The organism is Embleya sp. NPDC059213, assembly GCF_042754445.1.
Taxonomy (GTDB): Bacteria; Actinomycetota; Actinomycetes; order Streptomycetales; family Streptomycetaceae; genus Embleya.
In genome coordinates, this window is record NZ_JBHZAV010000089.1 from 1 (window position 1) to 13,057 (window position 13,057).

Genomic DNA, 13,057 nt, shown 5'->3' on the forward strand with positions numbered 1-13,057 from the left:
CAGGCACACGCCAGTGCGCGACGGCGGCAGACTCATATCCGGGATGAAATCGCCCGAAAAACCAAGAAGTACCGACATCACGACATCGAATCGCCCGCGCCGGCCCGCGCCGCGCTCGCAGCACCGAAGAGGCCCGATGAGCCACCCCACGCCCGGCTCCACCCCCCGTACCCGGATACGCCGCCTGCCCCACCACGCCGTGCCGGACCGGACCGCGCTGCACGCCGTGCTCGACGCCGGCCTGGTCGGGCACCTCGCGATCACCGACGAGCAGGGTCGGCCGTTCGTCCTCCCGGTCGCCTATGCCCGGGACGGCGAACGGGTGTTGATCCACGGCTCGACCGGCAGCCGGCTCTTCCGCGGCCTGGCCGAGGGTGCCCCGACCTGCCTGACCGTGACCCTGCTCGACGGCCTGGTACTGGCCCGCTCGGCGTTCGAATCGTCCATGCACTACCGCAGCGCGATGGTGCTCGGCTCGTGCGTCGTGGTGCCCGAGGACGAGAAGGTCGCCGCGCTGGACCTGCTCACCGACCGGCTGCTGCCCGGCCGCCGGGGCGAGTTGCGCCCGCACCGGGCCAAGGAACTCGCCGCGACGCTGGTGCTCGCCCTGCCCCTGGACGAGACCTCGGTGAAGATCTCGGCCGGTCCCCCGGACGACGCGGACGAGGACCTGGACACCCCGATCTGGGCCGGCGTGGTGCCGCTCACCGAGCGGTTCGGCGAGCCGGTGACCGCCCCCGACCTGCGCTTCGATCTACCCGCACCGGACTATCTGAGGAAGTGGCGACGATGACCACCGACTACCGGGACCTGTCGTTGTGGTTCGACACCCTCGGCGAGGACATCACGCCACGACCGCCGCTCGCGGGCGACCTGGACGTGGACGTGGCCATCGTCGGCGCCGGCTACACCGGCCTGTGGACCGCGTACTACCTGGCCCAGGCGGACCCGTCGTTGCGGATCGTGGTCCTGGAACGGGAGGTCGCCGGATTCGGCGCCTCCGGCCGCAACGGCGGCTGGTGCTCGGCGCTGTTCCCCGCGTCGATGGCCAAGGTGGCCCGAAGCAGCACCCGCGAGCGGGCGATCGCCCAGCAGCGGGTGATGAACGCGACCGTGGACGAGGTCGGCCGGGTGGTCGCGGCGGAGGGCATCGACTGCGACTTCGCCAAGGGCGGCACCGTGGTGCTGGCCCGCACCCCGGTGCAATTGGACCGGGCCCGCCAACTGGTCGCGGACGAACACGCGTGGGGCTTCGACGACTTGGACGCCCGGCTGCTGGACGCCGCCGAGGCCCACGCGATGGTCGGCGCCACCGACGTGCTCGGCGGCACCTACACGCCGCACTGCGCGGTCGTGCACCCCGCCAAGCTGGCCCGGGGGCTGGCCGCCGCGGTGACCCGGCTGGGCGTGACCATCCACGAGCACACCCCCGTGACCGCGATCGAGGACGGTGTCGCGAGCACCCCGCACGGCCGGGTCCGGGCCGACGTGGTGGTCCGGGCCACCGAGGGCTACACCCCCGAGCTGGCCGGCTTCCATCGCGACCTGGCCCCGGTGTACTCGCTGATGATCGCCACCGAGCCGCTGCCGAAGTCGTTCTGGGCCGAGGCGGGCCTGGCCCGCCGGGAGAGCTTCAGCGACATGCGACACCTGATCATCTACGGGCAGCGCACCGCCGACGACCGGCTGGCCTTCGGCGGGCGCGGCGCGCCGTACCACTTCGGCTCCAGGGTGCGGCCCGAGTTCGACCGGGACGAGGGCGTCTTCGCCGAACTGCGTCGGGTGATCGCCGAACTGTTCCCGGCGATCGGCGACGCCGAGGTCACCCACACCTGGGGCGGACCGCTGGGCGTGGCCCGCGACTGGTACGCGAGCTGTGGCCTGGACCGCGCCCGCCGCCTGGCCTGGGCCGGCGGCTACGTCGGCGACGGCGTGGGCACCGCGAACCTCGCGGGCCGCACCCTCGCCGACCTGATCCGCGACGAGTACACCGAGCTGACCCGGCTGCCCTGGGTGCGACACCGCTCGCCCAAGTGGGAACCGGAGCCGCTGCGCTGGATCGGCACCAACGTCGGCCTGCGGGTGATGGCGGGCGCGGACGCCGAGGAGAAGCGCACCGGGAAGGAATCCCGACTCGCGCACGCGTTCGGCCGGTTCCTGGGCCACTGAGCCCCGGGCCACCGGGCACACCGACGAAGCGGTGACCCGTGACCCGGGAACGATCGGGTCACCGCCCCCGGATGAGGCGACGCCAGGTCTCCAGATGCTCCGGCGCCGCACCCGCCTTGAGCAGGAAATCCGCCGCCGAGCCGTGCCGCTCGGCGAGCACGCGCAGGAACGTGTCGATCGAGGCGCGGGCCGCTCCGCGCATCGCCGGGGCCACCGGATGGGACGGGTCGATCCGCGGCTGCCGGGGCAACCGGTCGATCCGCTCGAACATCTCCACCAGGTGCACCTCGGTCTCGGTGTAGTCGGCGATGATCGCCTCCCGCTCCACCCCCGCGACCGACAACAGCAGCGCGACCAGGATCCCGGTCCGGTCCTTGCCCGCCGTACAGTGCACCAGCGCCGGCACCCCATCGTCACCGGCCAGGATCTCCAGCGAACGCACGTAGGACTCGCCGCCCCGCTCGGCCATCCGCATGTACAACAACCCCGCGCCGAACTCGTCCACGCTGCCCAGGTCGATGTCCTCGTCCAACTCCAGGCCCTGGGTCTGCCCCGCCGAGATGTCGCCGACCGCGGCCCGGTCGGCGGCCAGCGCCGAACGTCGGCCCAGCAGCGGCAACCGGTGCCGGATCACGCCCGGCCACTGCGCGAGCGGCAGCCCTTCGCCGTCCGAACGCAGGTCCAGCACGTGGCGCACGCGGTAGGTGTGGGTCAGCCGATCGATGCCCGCGGGGGTCAGCAGATCCGGGGTCTCGCACCGCATCAGTACGCCCGTACGAGTGACTCCCCCGTCGATCAGCGGTAGGTCGCCGACGTCGCGGGCATTGAGGAGATCCGGAAGATCGAGTCGGCGGTTCATGTGCACCCCGTTCGGAACGCGTTCGATACACCTGTTCGCCTCATCATGGTGCGCGCGAACGTCCGCCGCCGGCAGCATTCCCCGAGTGAGGGGTTTGTCCTCCCTGCCGCAACCCGGCGACCGGATGCTCGTTGGAGGAGACGGGTGGCAACGAACGTTTCTCTGCGGGAGGTGTGCCATGTCCCTGTCGTCCCGCCCGGCGAGAGCCCATGAGCGGCGCGCCGTCGTCGCCGGCGTACCGACCACCCCGCCCGACAACGACATCCTGCGCGGCCGCGGGCTGACCCTGACCCAGGGTCCGGTCACCCTGCTGCGGGACGTCTCCGCGGCGGTCCGGGCCGACGAGACGTTCGCGATCACCGGTCCCGCCGGCGCCGGTAAGTCGGCGCTGCTCGCTTGTCTGTCCGGGGTGGTCGCCCCCGACTGCGGCGAGGTGTGGTTCAACAGCGGCCCGATGCACGTGCTCGACGAGAAGGGCCGGACCGCGTTGCGACGTCGGCACTTCGGGCTCGTCGACGGCCGTACCCGGCTGCTGCCGGAGTTGACCGTGGCGGAGAACGTGGCGCTGCCGCTGCTGCTGGACCGGGTCCGCCGGGCCGAGGCGTTCGCGATCGCCCGGCACTGGATGGATCGGCTGGACGTGACCGAGCACGCCGAATCCCGGCCCACCGGCCTGGGCCCCGCGTTGTTGCGCCGCGCGGCGGTCGCCCGGGCCCTGGTCACCCGCCCGGCCGTGGTGTTCGCGGACGAACCGGCCCACGATCTGGTGGGGGCCGAGTTGGACCACCTGATGCGGATCCTGGTCTCCGCGGTGCGCTCGCACGGGATGACGCTGGTGCTGGCCACCGCCCATCGGCGGGTGGCCGCACACGCGGACCACTGTCTGGCCCTGCGCGAGGGCCGCCCCGACCCGCATGCGGACGGGTGGTAGACCCGTGGCCCCCGCCGGCCGGTTGCGCAACGCGTGGCACGGCGCCTCCGGGGTCGACGCCGTGCGGGTGCTCGCCGGCGCGGCGGTGGCCGGCGCCGCCACGATCGTGCTGTTGTGCCTGCTGGCCTGGGCGCTGCCGGTCGAACCGCCCGGCCCGGCCCTGCTCGGGCCGGTGCTCGCGGCGCTGCCGGTGCTGGGCGCGGTGGCGGTGTTGGTCACGATCGGCCTTCGCCTGACGCTCCCGGGGCAAGCCGCCGACGCGAACCGGCGGAGTCGGGACTCGGTGGTGTCCGAGGTCGCGGTCACCGCCTTGGCCGGGTCGTTCGCCGGGGTGCAGGCGCATCTGGCGCTGCGCACGTTGCCGGCCGCACCGCCTGCCCCGGTCCGGCGCCTGCTGCTGATCGGCGCTTCGGCGCCCTGGCCGGGCGTGGTCGCGGTGCTCGCCGCGGTGCCCCTGGTCGCGGTGCTCGCCGCCGGCTACGCGACGGGGCGACCGTCGACCCGGATCCGGCCCCCGGTTCCGCCCTACGTCGGACCGCTGGTGGCGCTCGCCGGGCTGCTCGGCCAATACCTGATCGCCGACCCGGGCCATCCGGAGCGGTTGTCGCACGGCGCGGTGCCGGCGGCGCTGGCCGGCTACGGCGCGGTGCTGCTGGGGGCGGCGCTGACCGTGCCGTGGTTGTTGACCTGGCTGGGCTCGGGTTGGGCCGTGCGGGCGGGTCGGGCCTGGACGTTGTGCGCGGCGCGCCGGGTCGAGGCGAGTGCTCGCGGCCTGACATTGCCACTGGGTCTGATCACGGTCGCGGTCGCGGTGATCACCACCAGCGGGCTCGCGGGCGACCACACACCGACCGAAATGGCCGACGCCCCGCTGTTCCTGATCATGACGACGGTGTCCTCGTGTGCGGCGGCGATGCTCTTCACGGTGGTCGTCGAGCACGGCCCCGCGCGCCGCGAGACCTCGCACACGTTGCACTCGATCGGCGCCGGCGAGCGGATCGATCGCCGCGCGGCCCTGGCCGCGCTGGTGGTACCGGTGCTGGTGTGCGTGCCGATCGCGATCGCGGTCGGCGCGCTGACGGCCTGGCCGGCGCGCGGCGAGGGGAATTCGTTCCCCACCATCCCCGCCCACGCGGCCCTGCTGGGCATGGTGTGGACGGTCGGTCTGCTCACCCTCGCGCTGATCGCGGCGGTGGTGGTGACCCTGCGGGACGAACGGCCCGGCCTGCGCCGGGGAGCCTGAGCCGAGGTCGGGAAGCGCGCGAACGGACCGGGCGAAAAGCTCCGCCGCATCGGTGCGGACATGGGAAAACACTTCGAGCCCGGCGCGGCGTCCCCTTCCGCGACGGGCTCGAAGTGCTTATCGTCTCGGGGGCCACGCGACCCCGAGCCGTGCGCCGGATCGTGTCCCTTCGACCGGCGGCTTGGGCGTGCCACCGCCGGATCATTCGAACGGGGGGATCAAAGGATCCGGCGGCTTGGCACTGAGATCAGTCTGCCCTGGGGCGCCTAAGGATCCGATAAGGATTCGTTACCCGTTCTATATCGCCGCGCCGCGCACCCGTGACCTGTCCCGGATGTCCGACTTGCCGGCCGGTGCTCAGACCTCGGCGGCGGCGAGCTGGCCGCACGCCCCGTCGATGTCCCGGCCCCGGGTGTCCCGGACGGTGACCGGCACGCCGTGCTTGGTCAGCAGGCGGACGAACTCCTCCTGGCGTTCGGCCGTCGACGCGGTCCACTTCGACCCCGGGGTGGGGTTGAGCGGGATCAGGTTGACGTGCGCGTTGTGGTTCTTGAGCCGGCGCCCGAGCAGGTCGGCCCGCCAGCCGTGGTCGTTGATGTCCTTGATCAGCGCGTACTCGATGGACACCCGTCGGCCGGTGACGCCTTCGTAGTGCCACGCGGCGTCCAGCACCTCGCGTACGTCCCAGCGCGTGTTGACCGGCACGAGCGTGTTGCGCAGGTCGTCGTCCGGCGCGTGCAGGGACAGCGCGAGGGTGACCGGGATGCGTTCGTCGGCGAGCTTGTACATCGCCGGCACCAGACCGACCGTCGACATGGTCACCGAACGGGCGGAGATGCCCAGTCCGTCCGGGCTCGGGTCGGTCAGCCGACGCACCGCGCCGACCACCGCCTTGTAGTTGGCGAGCGGCTCGCCCATGCCCATGAAGACGATGTTGCTGACCCGGCCGGGGCCGCCGGGCACCTCGCCGCGGGCCAGTGCCCGGGCGCCGGCGAGCACCTGCTCGACGATCTCGCCGGTGGACAGGTTGCGGGTCAGACCCGCCTGGCCGGTGGCGCAGAACGGGCAGTTCATCCCGCAACCCGCCTGCGAGGACACACACATGGTGACCCGGTCGGGATAGCGCATCAGCACGGCCTCGACGAGCGTGCCGTCGAAGAGCTTCCACAACGACTTGCGCGTCGCGCCGTCGTCGCAGGAGATGTCCCGCACGGACGTCATCAGCGCGGGCAGCAACGCCTCGGCCAGCTTGGACCGGGACGCGGCGGGCATGTCGGTCCACTGCTCGGGGTCGTCCGAGAGGTGACCGAAGTAGTGCTTGGACAGTTGAGCCGCGCGAAACGGCTTCTCGCCCAGCTCGGCCACGGCCTCGCGGCGCTCGGCGGGGTTGAGGTCGGCAAGGTGGCGCGGCGGCTTCGAACGACGCGGCGGCGCGGTGAAGGTGAGTTCTCCTGGTTTGGGCATGGCTCGTCCAGTGTCGCAGGTGTACGGGCGGGGCCGGATCGACCCCGCTCTCGTGCACACGCGGCCTGTCCGGTTCTTCGCCGGATCAGGTCCGGGTCATACGAATGCGGCGAGCAGCAGCCACACCACGGGGGCGGCGGCCAGCAACGAGTCGAGCCGGTCCATCAGGCCGCCGTGACCGGGCAGCAGGTTGCCCATGTCCTTGACCTTGAGGTCCCGCTTGATCATCGATTCGGCCAGGTCCCCGAGCGCGGACACCGCCGCGGCGGCGACGCCCACCACGGCGCCCTGCCACCACTCGCCGTCGAGCATGGTCGTCACACAGACCGCGCCCGCGACGGCGGCCAGGAACACTCCGCCGGCGAAGCCCTCCCAGCTCTTGCCGGGGCTGATCCTCGGCGCCATCTTGTGCGGACCGCCGGAGGTGACTCCGGCCGCGTACGCGCCGGTGTCCGCACAGACCACCAGGATGATGAAGGTCAGCACCCGTTGGGCGCCGTCGTCGTCGGCGAGCATGAGCACCGCGAACCCGGCCAGGAACGGCAGGTAGAAGACGGTGAACACACCGGCCGTCATGTCCCGCAGGAAGTCTTCCGGGCCCTCGGTCATCCGCCAGAGCATCACCGCGATCGCGGTCAGCGCGGTGGCGATCGCGAGCCCCTCCGCGCCGCGCGCATAGGCGGCGACGAGCATCGCCACCGTGCCGACCGCGAGCGGTATCACCGGGATGCGGATGCCGCGCCCGACGGTGGCGCCCTGTGCGGTCCGACCCGACGCGTCGGCGACCGCCTCGGCCCGACCGAACGCACCGGCCAGCTCCCACAGTCCGACCAGTACCGCGAGCAGCACGACGCCGACGAACAACACCGGCAGGGTCAGCAGCGAGGCGACGATGATCCCGCCGAGCCCGGCGCCGACGGCGATCGCCTGGGGCAGATTGCGACCGGCCTTGCCGACCGGTTTGGCAGGCGGCTCCTCGGTCACCACGAGCCCCTCACGCCGGGGCTCGAGCCGAGCCGCGTCCACACGAGCGGAATCCTCCCGCGCGGACGAACCCGAGCGGAGGTCCGGTTCGTCGCCCGGGTCGTGACCCGCGATCGGTGACAGCACCTGCGTGTGGTCATCCTGTGTCCGTACCCCGACGCCGGCGGGAAAGTGCTGCTGCGCACGAGTGGCGCCGTCCCCGTAGCCGCCGGACCGGACCGCGTCGTAGTGGGCCTGATCCTGACCCGTCGGTGCGTCCGGGACCTGCTCCGGCCACGCGCCGTACGCCCCGTACGGGTCGTGGCCGGGCGGCAGATCGGGGTGCGCTCCCGCGGGCGGATCGGCCGGCGGCGTACCGCCCCAGGTCGAGTCGTTCATCAGACTTCGAGCAGCTCGGCTTCCTTGTGCTTGAGCAACTCGTCGATCTGCGCGACGTACTTGTGGGTCGTGTCGTCGAGTTCCTTCTCGGCGCGGCGCACCTCGTCCTCGCCGCTCTCGCCGTCCTTGACCAGCTTGTCGAGCGTTTCCTTCGCCTTGCGGCGGATCGCCCGCAACGAGATCTTCGCGTCCTCGCCCTTGCCCCGCGCCAGCTTGATGAACTCCTTGCGGCGTTCCTCGGTGAGCTGCGGGAAGACCACGCGGATGAGCTTGCCGTCGTCGGTCGGGTTGACCCCGAGGTCGGAGTCACGGATCGCCTTGACGATCGCGTTGGTCGAGCCGCGGTCGAACGGGGTCACGATGACCATGCGCGGCTCGGGCGTGGTGAACGACGCGAGCTGGTTCACCGGAGTGGGCGAGCCGTAGTAGTCCACGAGGATCTTGTTGAACATGGCCGGGGTGGCCCGGCCCGTACGGATCGCCGCGAAGTCGTCCTTGGCGACCACGACGGCCTTCTCCATCTTTTCCTCGGCCTCGAGGAGAATCTCGTCGATCATGTCGGCTCCTGTCCCGGTCCTGTCGCCGTCGATCAGCCGTCGGTACGGCTGACCAAGGTGCCGATCTTCTCACCCCGCACGGCGCGGGCGATGTTGCCCTCGACGAGCAGGTTGAAGACGACGATCGGCAGTTCGTTGTCCATGCACAGGCTGATCGCGGTGGCGTCCGCGACCTTGAGCCCGCGGGCGAGCACCTCGGCGTGATCCAGACGATCGAACATGACCGCGTCCGGGTTGGACTTCGGGTCGCAGTCGTATACGCCGTCGACACCCTTGGCCATGAGCAACGCGACCGCGTCGATCTCGAGGGCACGCTGGGCGGCCGTGGTGTCGGTGGAGAAGTAGGGCATGCCCATGCCCGCGCCGAAGATGACCACGCGACCCTTTTCCAGGTGTCGCACGGCGCGGCGCGGGATGTACGGCTCGGCGACCTGGCCCATCGTGATGGCGGTCTGCACGCGGGTGTCGATGCCCTGCTTCTCCAGGAAGTCCTGGAGCGCGAGGCAGTTCATCACGGTGCCGAGCATGCCCATGTAGTCCGAGCGGGCGCGGTCCATGCCGCGGATCTGCAACTCGGCGCCGCGGAAGAAGTTGCCGCCGCCGATGACGATGGCGACCTGCGTGCCGCGGCGGACCACATCGGCGATCTGGAGCGCGATGGTCTGCACGGTGTCGGGGTCGACGCCCAGGGCGCCGCCGCCCGCGAACGCCTCACCGGAGAGCTTGAGCAGCACCCGGCGCGCGTAGGGGTTCGGCTCGTCGCCCTCGGCGGACGACGAGGAGGCCGCTTTCGTTTCGGTTTCCTGCACGGTTCCCTCCACGCCTTGCGGCCTCCTCGCCATACTGCTGTTCACTGCGTTCATACCTATTGCATGCCCCGACCGCGGTGGTTTCCAAGGCGGGGCGAGGTGGTGCGAGGGGCGATCAGACGCCGACCTTGAACCGGGTGAAGCGCTTGACCTTGACGCCGGCCTCGTCCAGGACCTTGCCCACGGACTTCTTGCTGTCCTTGGCGAACGCCTGGTCGAGCAGCACGTTGTCCTTGAAGTAACCGGTCACCCGGCCCTCGACGATCCGGGCCAGGGCGGCCTCGGGCTTGCCCTCCTCGCGCGCGGTGGCCTCGGCCACGCGACGCTCGGTCTCGACCGTCTCGGCCGGGACGTCCTCGCGGGTGAGCACGGTGGGCGAGAACGCGGCGATGTGCTGCGCGACGTCCTTGGCGACCTCGGCGTCGGCGCCGTCCAGCTCGATCAGGACACCGATCTGCGCGGGCAGGTCGGGGCTGGTCTTGTGCAGGTACGCGGCGACGAAGCCGTCGGCGTACTGCACGAAGCGGTCCAGCACGATCTTCTCGCCGAGCGCGACGTTGGCGTCGTCCACGTACTGCTGGACGGTCTTGCCGGCCTCGATCTCGCTCGCGAGCAGCGCGGCGAGGTCGGCGGGCGAGGACTTGGCGACGTGCGCGGCGATCGCGTTGGCGGCCTCGATGAACTTCGGGCTCTTGGCCACGAAGTCGGTCTCGCACTTGAGCTCGACCAGGACACCGGAGGCGGTGCCGTCGAGCAGCGCGACGACCGCACCGTTGGAGGCCGAGCGGCCCTCGCGCTTGGTGACGCCCTTCTGGCCCTTGACGCGAAGGATCTCGACAGCCTTGTCGACGTCACCTTCGGCCTCTTCGAGGGCCTTCTTGCAGTCCATCATGCCTGCGGCGGTGAGCTCACGGAGCTTCTTCACGTCCGCGGCGGAGAAGTTCGCCATGTCCTGATTCTCTCGTCTCTCGGGTCAGCGGCCCGGTTGCACCGAGCGACTGCGGGTGAGGCTGTCGTCCCACCCGATGAAGGTCAAGGGGCTGTGCGGTATTCCGACACATACGGGGACGTACGGAATACGCACGCACCGTGATCGGGGCCCGGCACAGGGCGAGGGGTACGTCGGCCGGGCCGTCGTACCCCTCGTTCCAGGGTCAGACCTGCGGGTCGGCCTCGGCGGCCGGCGCCTCGGTGGTCGCAGCCTCGGCGGCCGGAGCGGCTTCGCCGGTCTCGGCCTCGGCCACGACATCGGCCTCGGTGACCGAGCCGGACTCGACGACCTCGTCGGCGGCGGGGGCGGCCTCGGCCGGAGCGGCCTCTTCCTTCTTGCCGGCCTCGAGCAGCTCGCGCTCCCAGTCGGCGAGGGGCTCGCCGGCGGTGGCCTTGGTGTCGGCGGCGGCGCCACCGGCACGCGACATGAGACCGTCGGCGACGGCGTCGGCGATCACGCGGGTGAGCAGCGTGACCGAGCGGATCGCGTCGTCGTTGCCCGGGATCTTGTAGTCGACCTCGTCGGGGTCACAGTTGGTGTCGAGGATCGCGACGACCGGGATGTGCAGCTTCCGGGCCTCGCCGACGCCGATGTGCTCCTTCTTGGTGTCCACGATCCACACGGCCGAAGGCACGCGCTGCATGTCGCGGATGCCGCCGAGGGTCTTCGCCAGCTTGTCCTTCTCGCGCTTGAGGACGAGCAGTTCCTTCTTCGTCATGCCCGAGCCGGCCACGTCGTCGAAGTCGAGCTGCTCGAGTTCCTTCAGGCGCTGGAGGCGCTTGTAGACCGTCGAGAAGTTGGTCAGCATGCCGCCGAGCCAGCGCTGGTTGACGTAGGGCATGCCCACGCGCGTCGCCTGCTCGGCGATCGCTTCCTGCGCCTGCTTCTTGGTGCCGACGAAGAGGATCGTGCCACCGTGGGCGACGGTCTCCTTGACGAACTCGTAGGCGCGGTCGATGTACGACAGCGACTGGAGCAGGTCGATGATGTAGATGCCGTTGCGCTCCGTGAAGATGAAGCGCTTCATCTTCGGGTTCCAGCGGCGGGTCTGGTGACCGAAGTGGACGCCGCTTTCCAGCAGCTCCCGCATCGTGACGACGGCCATGGCCGTACGCTCCTTGGGCTCTCGTCCCGGCGATCGTGCCCGGGACTCTCGGTTGTGCCGTGACGACGGGTCGCCGCCACGCCTGACGCCCGCGACACCACGCCGAGGTCCTTGCGGATTCCCGGACCGAGAGGTGTCCCCATCGAGTCCCGCTCGGTGGCGTCTCGCCATGCGGGACGTCGGCGGCTCGAAGGTGGGCGCGCGAAGTCGACCCGGAAGGCCGGGCCGCTCCGGGAAGTGTACGGGAACCGCGCGCGGCCGAGCGACTCGCCTTCCGGCCGGCATTTTTTGACCCTTGGTATGGAAAAAGTTGTCCACACGCGATAGATGGCCATTTATCCACAGCCGAGCGCGCGTTGGTCCGCGCCCGGTCGTGGATGGTCAACCTGAGGGCATGAACGTATCGATGCGGGGCCGAGGTTCGATCGTGCCGGTGCTGTTGTTGCTCACCGCCGTGTTGGCGACGGCCGGGCCGCCGGCCGCGCCCGGGGCGGTGCGCGCGGCGGCGCCGCCCCGGCGGTGGGTGTGGCCGCTGGATCCGCGCCCTGTGCTGCTGCGCGGATACGAGGCGCCGAAAACGGCCTGGTCGGCCGGGCATCGTGGGGTCGATCTCGCGGCCCGGGTCGGGCAACCGGTGCGGTCGGCGGGCGCGGGGGTGGTGGTGTTCGCCGGATCGGTGGCCGGGCGGGGTGTGGTCAGCGTGCGGCACGGCGCCGTGCGCACGACCTACGAGCCGGTGCTCGCGTCGGTGTCGGCCGGGCGGGCGATCGCGGCGGGCGAGCCGCTCGGGGAGTTGGCTCCGGGGCCGTTCCATCTGGGCGAGCCGTGCCTGCACTGGGGATTGCTGGTGCCCGAGTATCGGGATCCGCTCACGTTGCTGCGCCGGGTGCGGGTGCGGCTGTATCCGAACGGCGCGAGCTATCCGACCCGGGCGACGCCGCCGAGCACCAGGGCCAGCGTGGCCGCCTCGACCGCGCCGGGGTCGGCGCCACACTCGATCCGCCGGACCGCCGCGTCGACCATGCCCTGGACCAGGGTCGCCACCAGCATCGGGTCCCGGTGGCCCAGTGCGGCCAGTGCGTCCACCACGAGTTCGACGATGCGCCCGTGGGCGGCCCGGATGCGTTCGCGCGCGTTCGCGTCCAGTTCGCCGGTGGAGATCGCGACCACCACCCGATGACGGCGATCACCGACCAGTTCCAACTGGCGGGCCACGTAGGCCGCGATCTTTTGCGCCGGGTCCTCGGTCGCGCCCATCGCGTCCTCGACCTCGGCCACCCACGCGGGCAGGTCCACCGCGCACAGTTCCTCGACCACGGCCGCGCGCGAGGCGAAGTATTCGTAGAGCGAGGAGCGGGCCAGCCCGGTGCGTTCGGCCAGCGCGGGGAAGGTCAGTGCGGCGAAACCGCCCTCGTCGAGCAGGCTCCGCGCGGCGTCGAGCAGCGCGGCGTGCTGCATCGCGCGGTGTTCGGCGACGGAGGACGCTCGAATCTTGGGCATCCACTCACTGTACGACGTCACTGTGGGTGGCAAACGGGACCTTGTGGAATTCTCCGCCGCCCGGGCC

12 protein-coding genes and 1 pseudogene are annotated in these 13,057 nt (G+C 71.3%); 5 read left to right on the forward strand and 8 right to left on the reverse strand.

All coding sequences use genetic code 11. The features are described from left to right. The first annotated feature begins 136 nt into the window (after positions 1-136). Complete coding sequence (locus tag ACFXMF_RS28445) at positions 137-793, forward strand: pyridoxamine 5'-phosphate oxidase family protein (protein ID WP_360304676.1); 657 nt, start codon at positions 137-139, stop codon at positions 791-793. Continuing rightward, positions 790-2,169 (forward strand): FAD-dependent oxidoreductase, encoded by a 1,380-nt coding sequence (locus ACFXMF_RS28450; protein WP_360304674.1) that lies wholly within the window; start codon positions 790-792, stop codon positions 2,167-2,169. Before ACFXMF_RS28445 ends, ACFXMF_RS28450 begins: the two co-directional genes overlap by 4 nt. Positions 2,170-2,227: 58 nt before the next feature. On the opposite strand, the gene ACFXMF_RS28455 is transcribed toward ACFXMF_RS28450, so the two are convergent. Further along, positions 2,228-3,028 carry a tyrosine-protein phosphatase gene (locus ACFXMF_RS28455; protein ID WP_379991341.1) on the reverse strand — a complete coding sequence of 267 codons (801 nt, stop codon included), beginning with the start codon at positions 3,026-3,028 and terminating at the stop codon, positions 2,228-2,230. A 178-nt stretch (positions 3,029-3,206) separates the two neighbouring features. Between ACFXMF_RS28455 and ACFXMF_RS28460 the strand changes: the two genes are divergently transcribed. Together ACFXMF_RS28460 and ACFXMF_RS28465 are read left to right on the forward strand one after the other, a co-directional pair. Further along, entirely contained in the window at positions 3,207-3,959 is a 753-nt protein-coding gene (locus tag ACFXMF_RS28460) for an ATP-binding cassette domain-containing protein (protein WP_360304670.1), read from the forward strand. Between the two features lie 4 nt (positions 3,960-3,963). Beyond that, the gene (locus ACFXMF_RS28465; RefSeq protein WP_360304668.1) at positions 3,964-5,202 is read left to right on the forward strand and encodes a hypothetical protein; all 1,239 of its coding nucleotides are present in this window, start codon (positions 3,964-3,966) and stop codon (positions 5,200-5,202) included. 357 nt (positions 5,203-5,559) lie between these two features. On the opposite strand, the gene rlmN is transcribed toward ACFXMF_RS28465, so the two are convergent. From rlmN to rpsB, 6 genes are all read right to left on the reverse strand, one after another. Beyond that, positions 5,560-6,666 carry a 23S rRNA (adenine(2503)-C(2))-methyltransferase RlmN gene (gene rlmN, locus ACFXMF_RS28470; RefSeq protein ID WP_360304666.1) on the reverse strand — a complete coding sequence of 369 codons (1,107 nt, stop codon included), beginning with the start codon at positions 6,664-6,666 and terminating at the stop codon, positions 5,560-5,562. 96 nt (positions 6,667-6,762) lie between these two features. Beyond that, a complete protein-coding gene (locus ACFXMF_RS28475; protein ID WP_360304664.1) occupies positions 6,763-8,028 on the reverse strand; it encodes a phosphatidate cytidylyltransferase in 1,266 nt (421 codons plus the stop codon). Then, positions 8,028-8,585 (reverse strand): ribosome recycling factor, encoded by a 558-nt coding sequence (frr, locus tag ACFXMF_RS28480; protein WP_360304662.1) that lies wholly within the window; start codon positions 8,583-8,585, stop codon positions 8,028-8,030. Before frr ends, ACFXMF_RS28475 begins: the two co-directional genes overlap by 1 nt. A gap of 32 nt (positions 8,586-8,617) precedes the next feature. Continuing rightward, positions 8,618-9,427, reverse strand: coding sequence for a UMP kinase (gene pyrH / locus ACFXMF_RS28485; protein WP_078977400.1), 810 nt, complete (start codon positions 9,425-9,427; stop codon positions 8,618-8,620). 82 nt (positions 9,428-9,509) lie between these two features. After that, positions 9,510-10,343: a translation elongation factor Ts gene (tsf, locus tag ACFXMF_RS28490; RefSeq protein WP_360304660.1), complete on the reverse strand. Its 834-nt coding sequence runs from the start codon at positions 10,341-10,343 to the stop codon at positions 9,510-9,512. 205 nt (positions 10,344-10,548) lie between these two features. Then, positions 10,549-11,490 (reverse strand): 30S ribosomal protein S2, encoded by a 942-nt coding sequence (gene rpsB / locus ACFXMF_RS28495; RefSeq protein WP_360304658.1) that lies wholly within the window; start codon positions 11,488-11,490, stop codon positions 10,549-10,551. Between the two features lie 406 nt (positions 11,491-11,896). Here rpsB and ACFXMF_RS28500 point away from each other — a divergent pair. Beyond that, positions 11,897-12,322 (forward strand): annotated as a pseudogene (locus ACFXMF_RS28500) (peptidoglycan DD-metalloendopeptidase family protein); the annotation flags it as partial. Between the two features lie 86 nt (positions 12,323-12,408). On the opposite strand, the gene ACFXMF_RS28505 reads toward ACFXMF_RS28500, so the two are convergent. Continuing rightward, complete coding sequence (locus ACFXMF_RS28505; RefSeq protein ID WP_020553151.1) at positions 12,409-12,990, reverse strand: TetR/AcrR family transcriptional regulator; 582 nt, start codon at positions 12,988-12,990, stop codon at positions 12,409-12,411. Positions 12,991-13,057: the final 67 nt, after the last annotated feature.

Excerpts from the sequence above, each read along its gene's own strand:
- ACFXMF_RS28445 (WP_360304676.1), top strand. The coding sequence starts at position 137 with ATGAGCCACCCCACGCCCGGCTCCACCCCCCGTACCCGGATACGCCGC.
- ACFXMF_RS28450 (WP_360304674.1), top strand. The coding sequence starts at position 790 with ATGACCACCGACTACCGGGACCTGTCGTTGTGGTTCGACACCCTCGGC.
- ACFXMF_RS28455 (WP_379991341.1), bottom strand. The coding sequence starts at position 3,028 with ATGAACCGCCGACTCGATCTTCCGGATCTCCTCAATGCCCGCGACGTC.
- ACFXMF_RS28460 (WP_360304670.1), top strand. The coding sequence starts at position 3,207 with ATGTCCCTGTCGTCCCGCCCGGCGAGAGCCCATGAGCGGCGCGCCGTC.
- rlmN (WP_360304666.1), bottom strand. The coding sequence starts at position 6,666 with ATGCCCAAACCAGGAGAACTCACCTTCACCGCGCCGCCGCGTCGTTCG.
- ACFXMF_RS28475 (WP_360304664.1), bottom strand. The coding sequence starts at position 8,028 with ATGAACGACTCGACCTGGGGCGGTACGCCGCCGGCCGATCCGCCCGCG.
- frr (WP_360304662.1), bottom strand. The coding sequence starts at position 8,585 with ATGATCGACGAGATTCTCCTCGAGGCCGAGGAAAAGATGGAGAAGGCC.
- pyrH (WP_078977400.1), bottom strand. The coding sequence starts at position 9,427 with ATGGCGAGGAGGCCGCAAGGCGTGGAGGGAACCGTGCAGGAAACCGAA.
- tsf (WP_360304660.1), bottom strand. The coding sequence starts at position 10,343 with ATGGCGAACTTCTCCGCCGCGGACGTGAAGAAGCTCCGTGAGCTCACC.
- rpsB (WP_360304658.1), bottom strand. The coding sequence starts at position 11,490 with ATGGCCGTCGTCACGATGCGGGAGCTGCTGGAAAGCGGCGTCCACTTC.
- ACFXMF_RS28505 (WP_020553151.1), bottom strand. The coding sequence starts at position 12,990 with ATGCCCAAGATTCGAGCGTCCTCCGTCGCCGAACACCGCGCGATGCAG.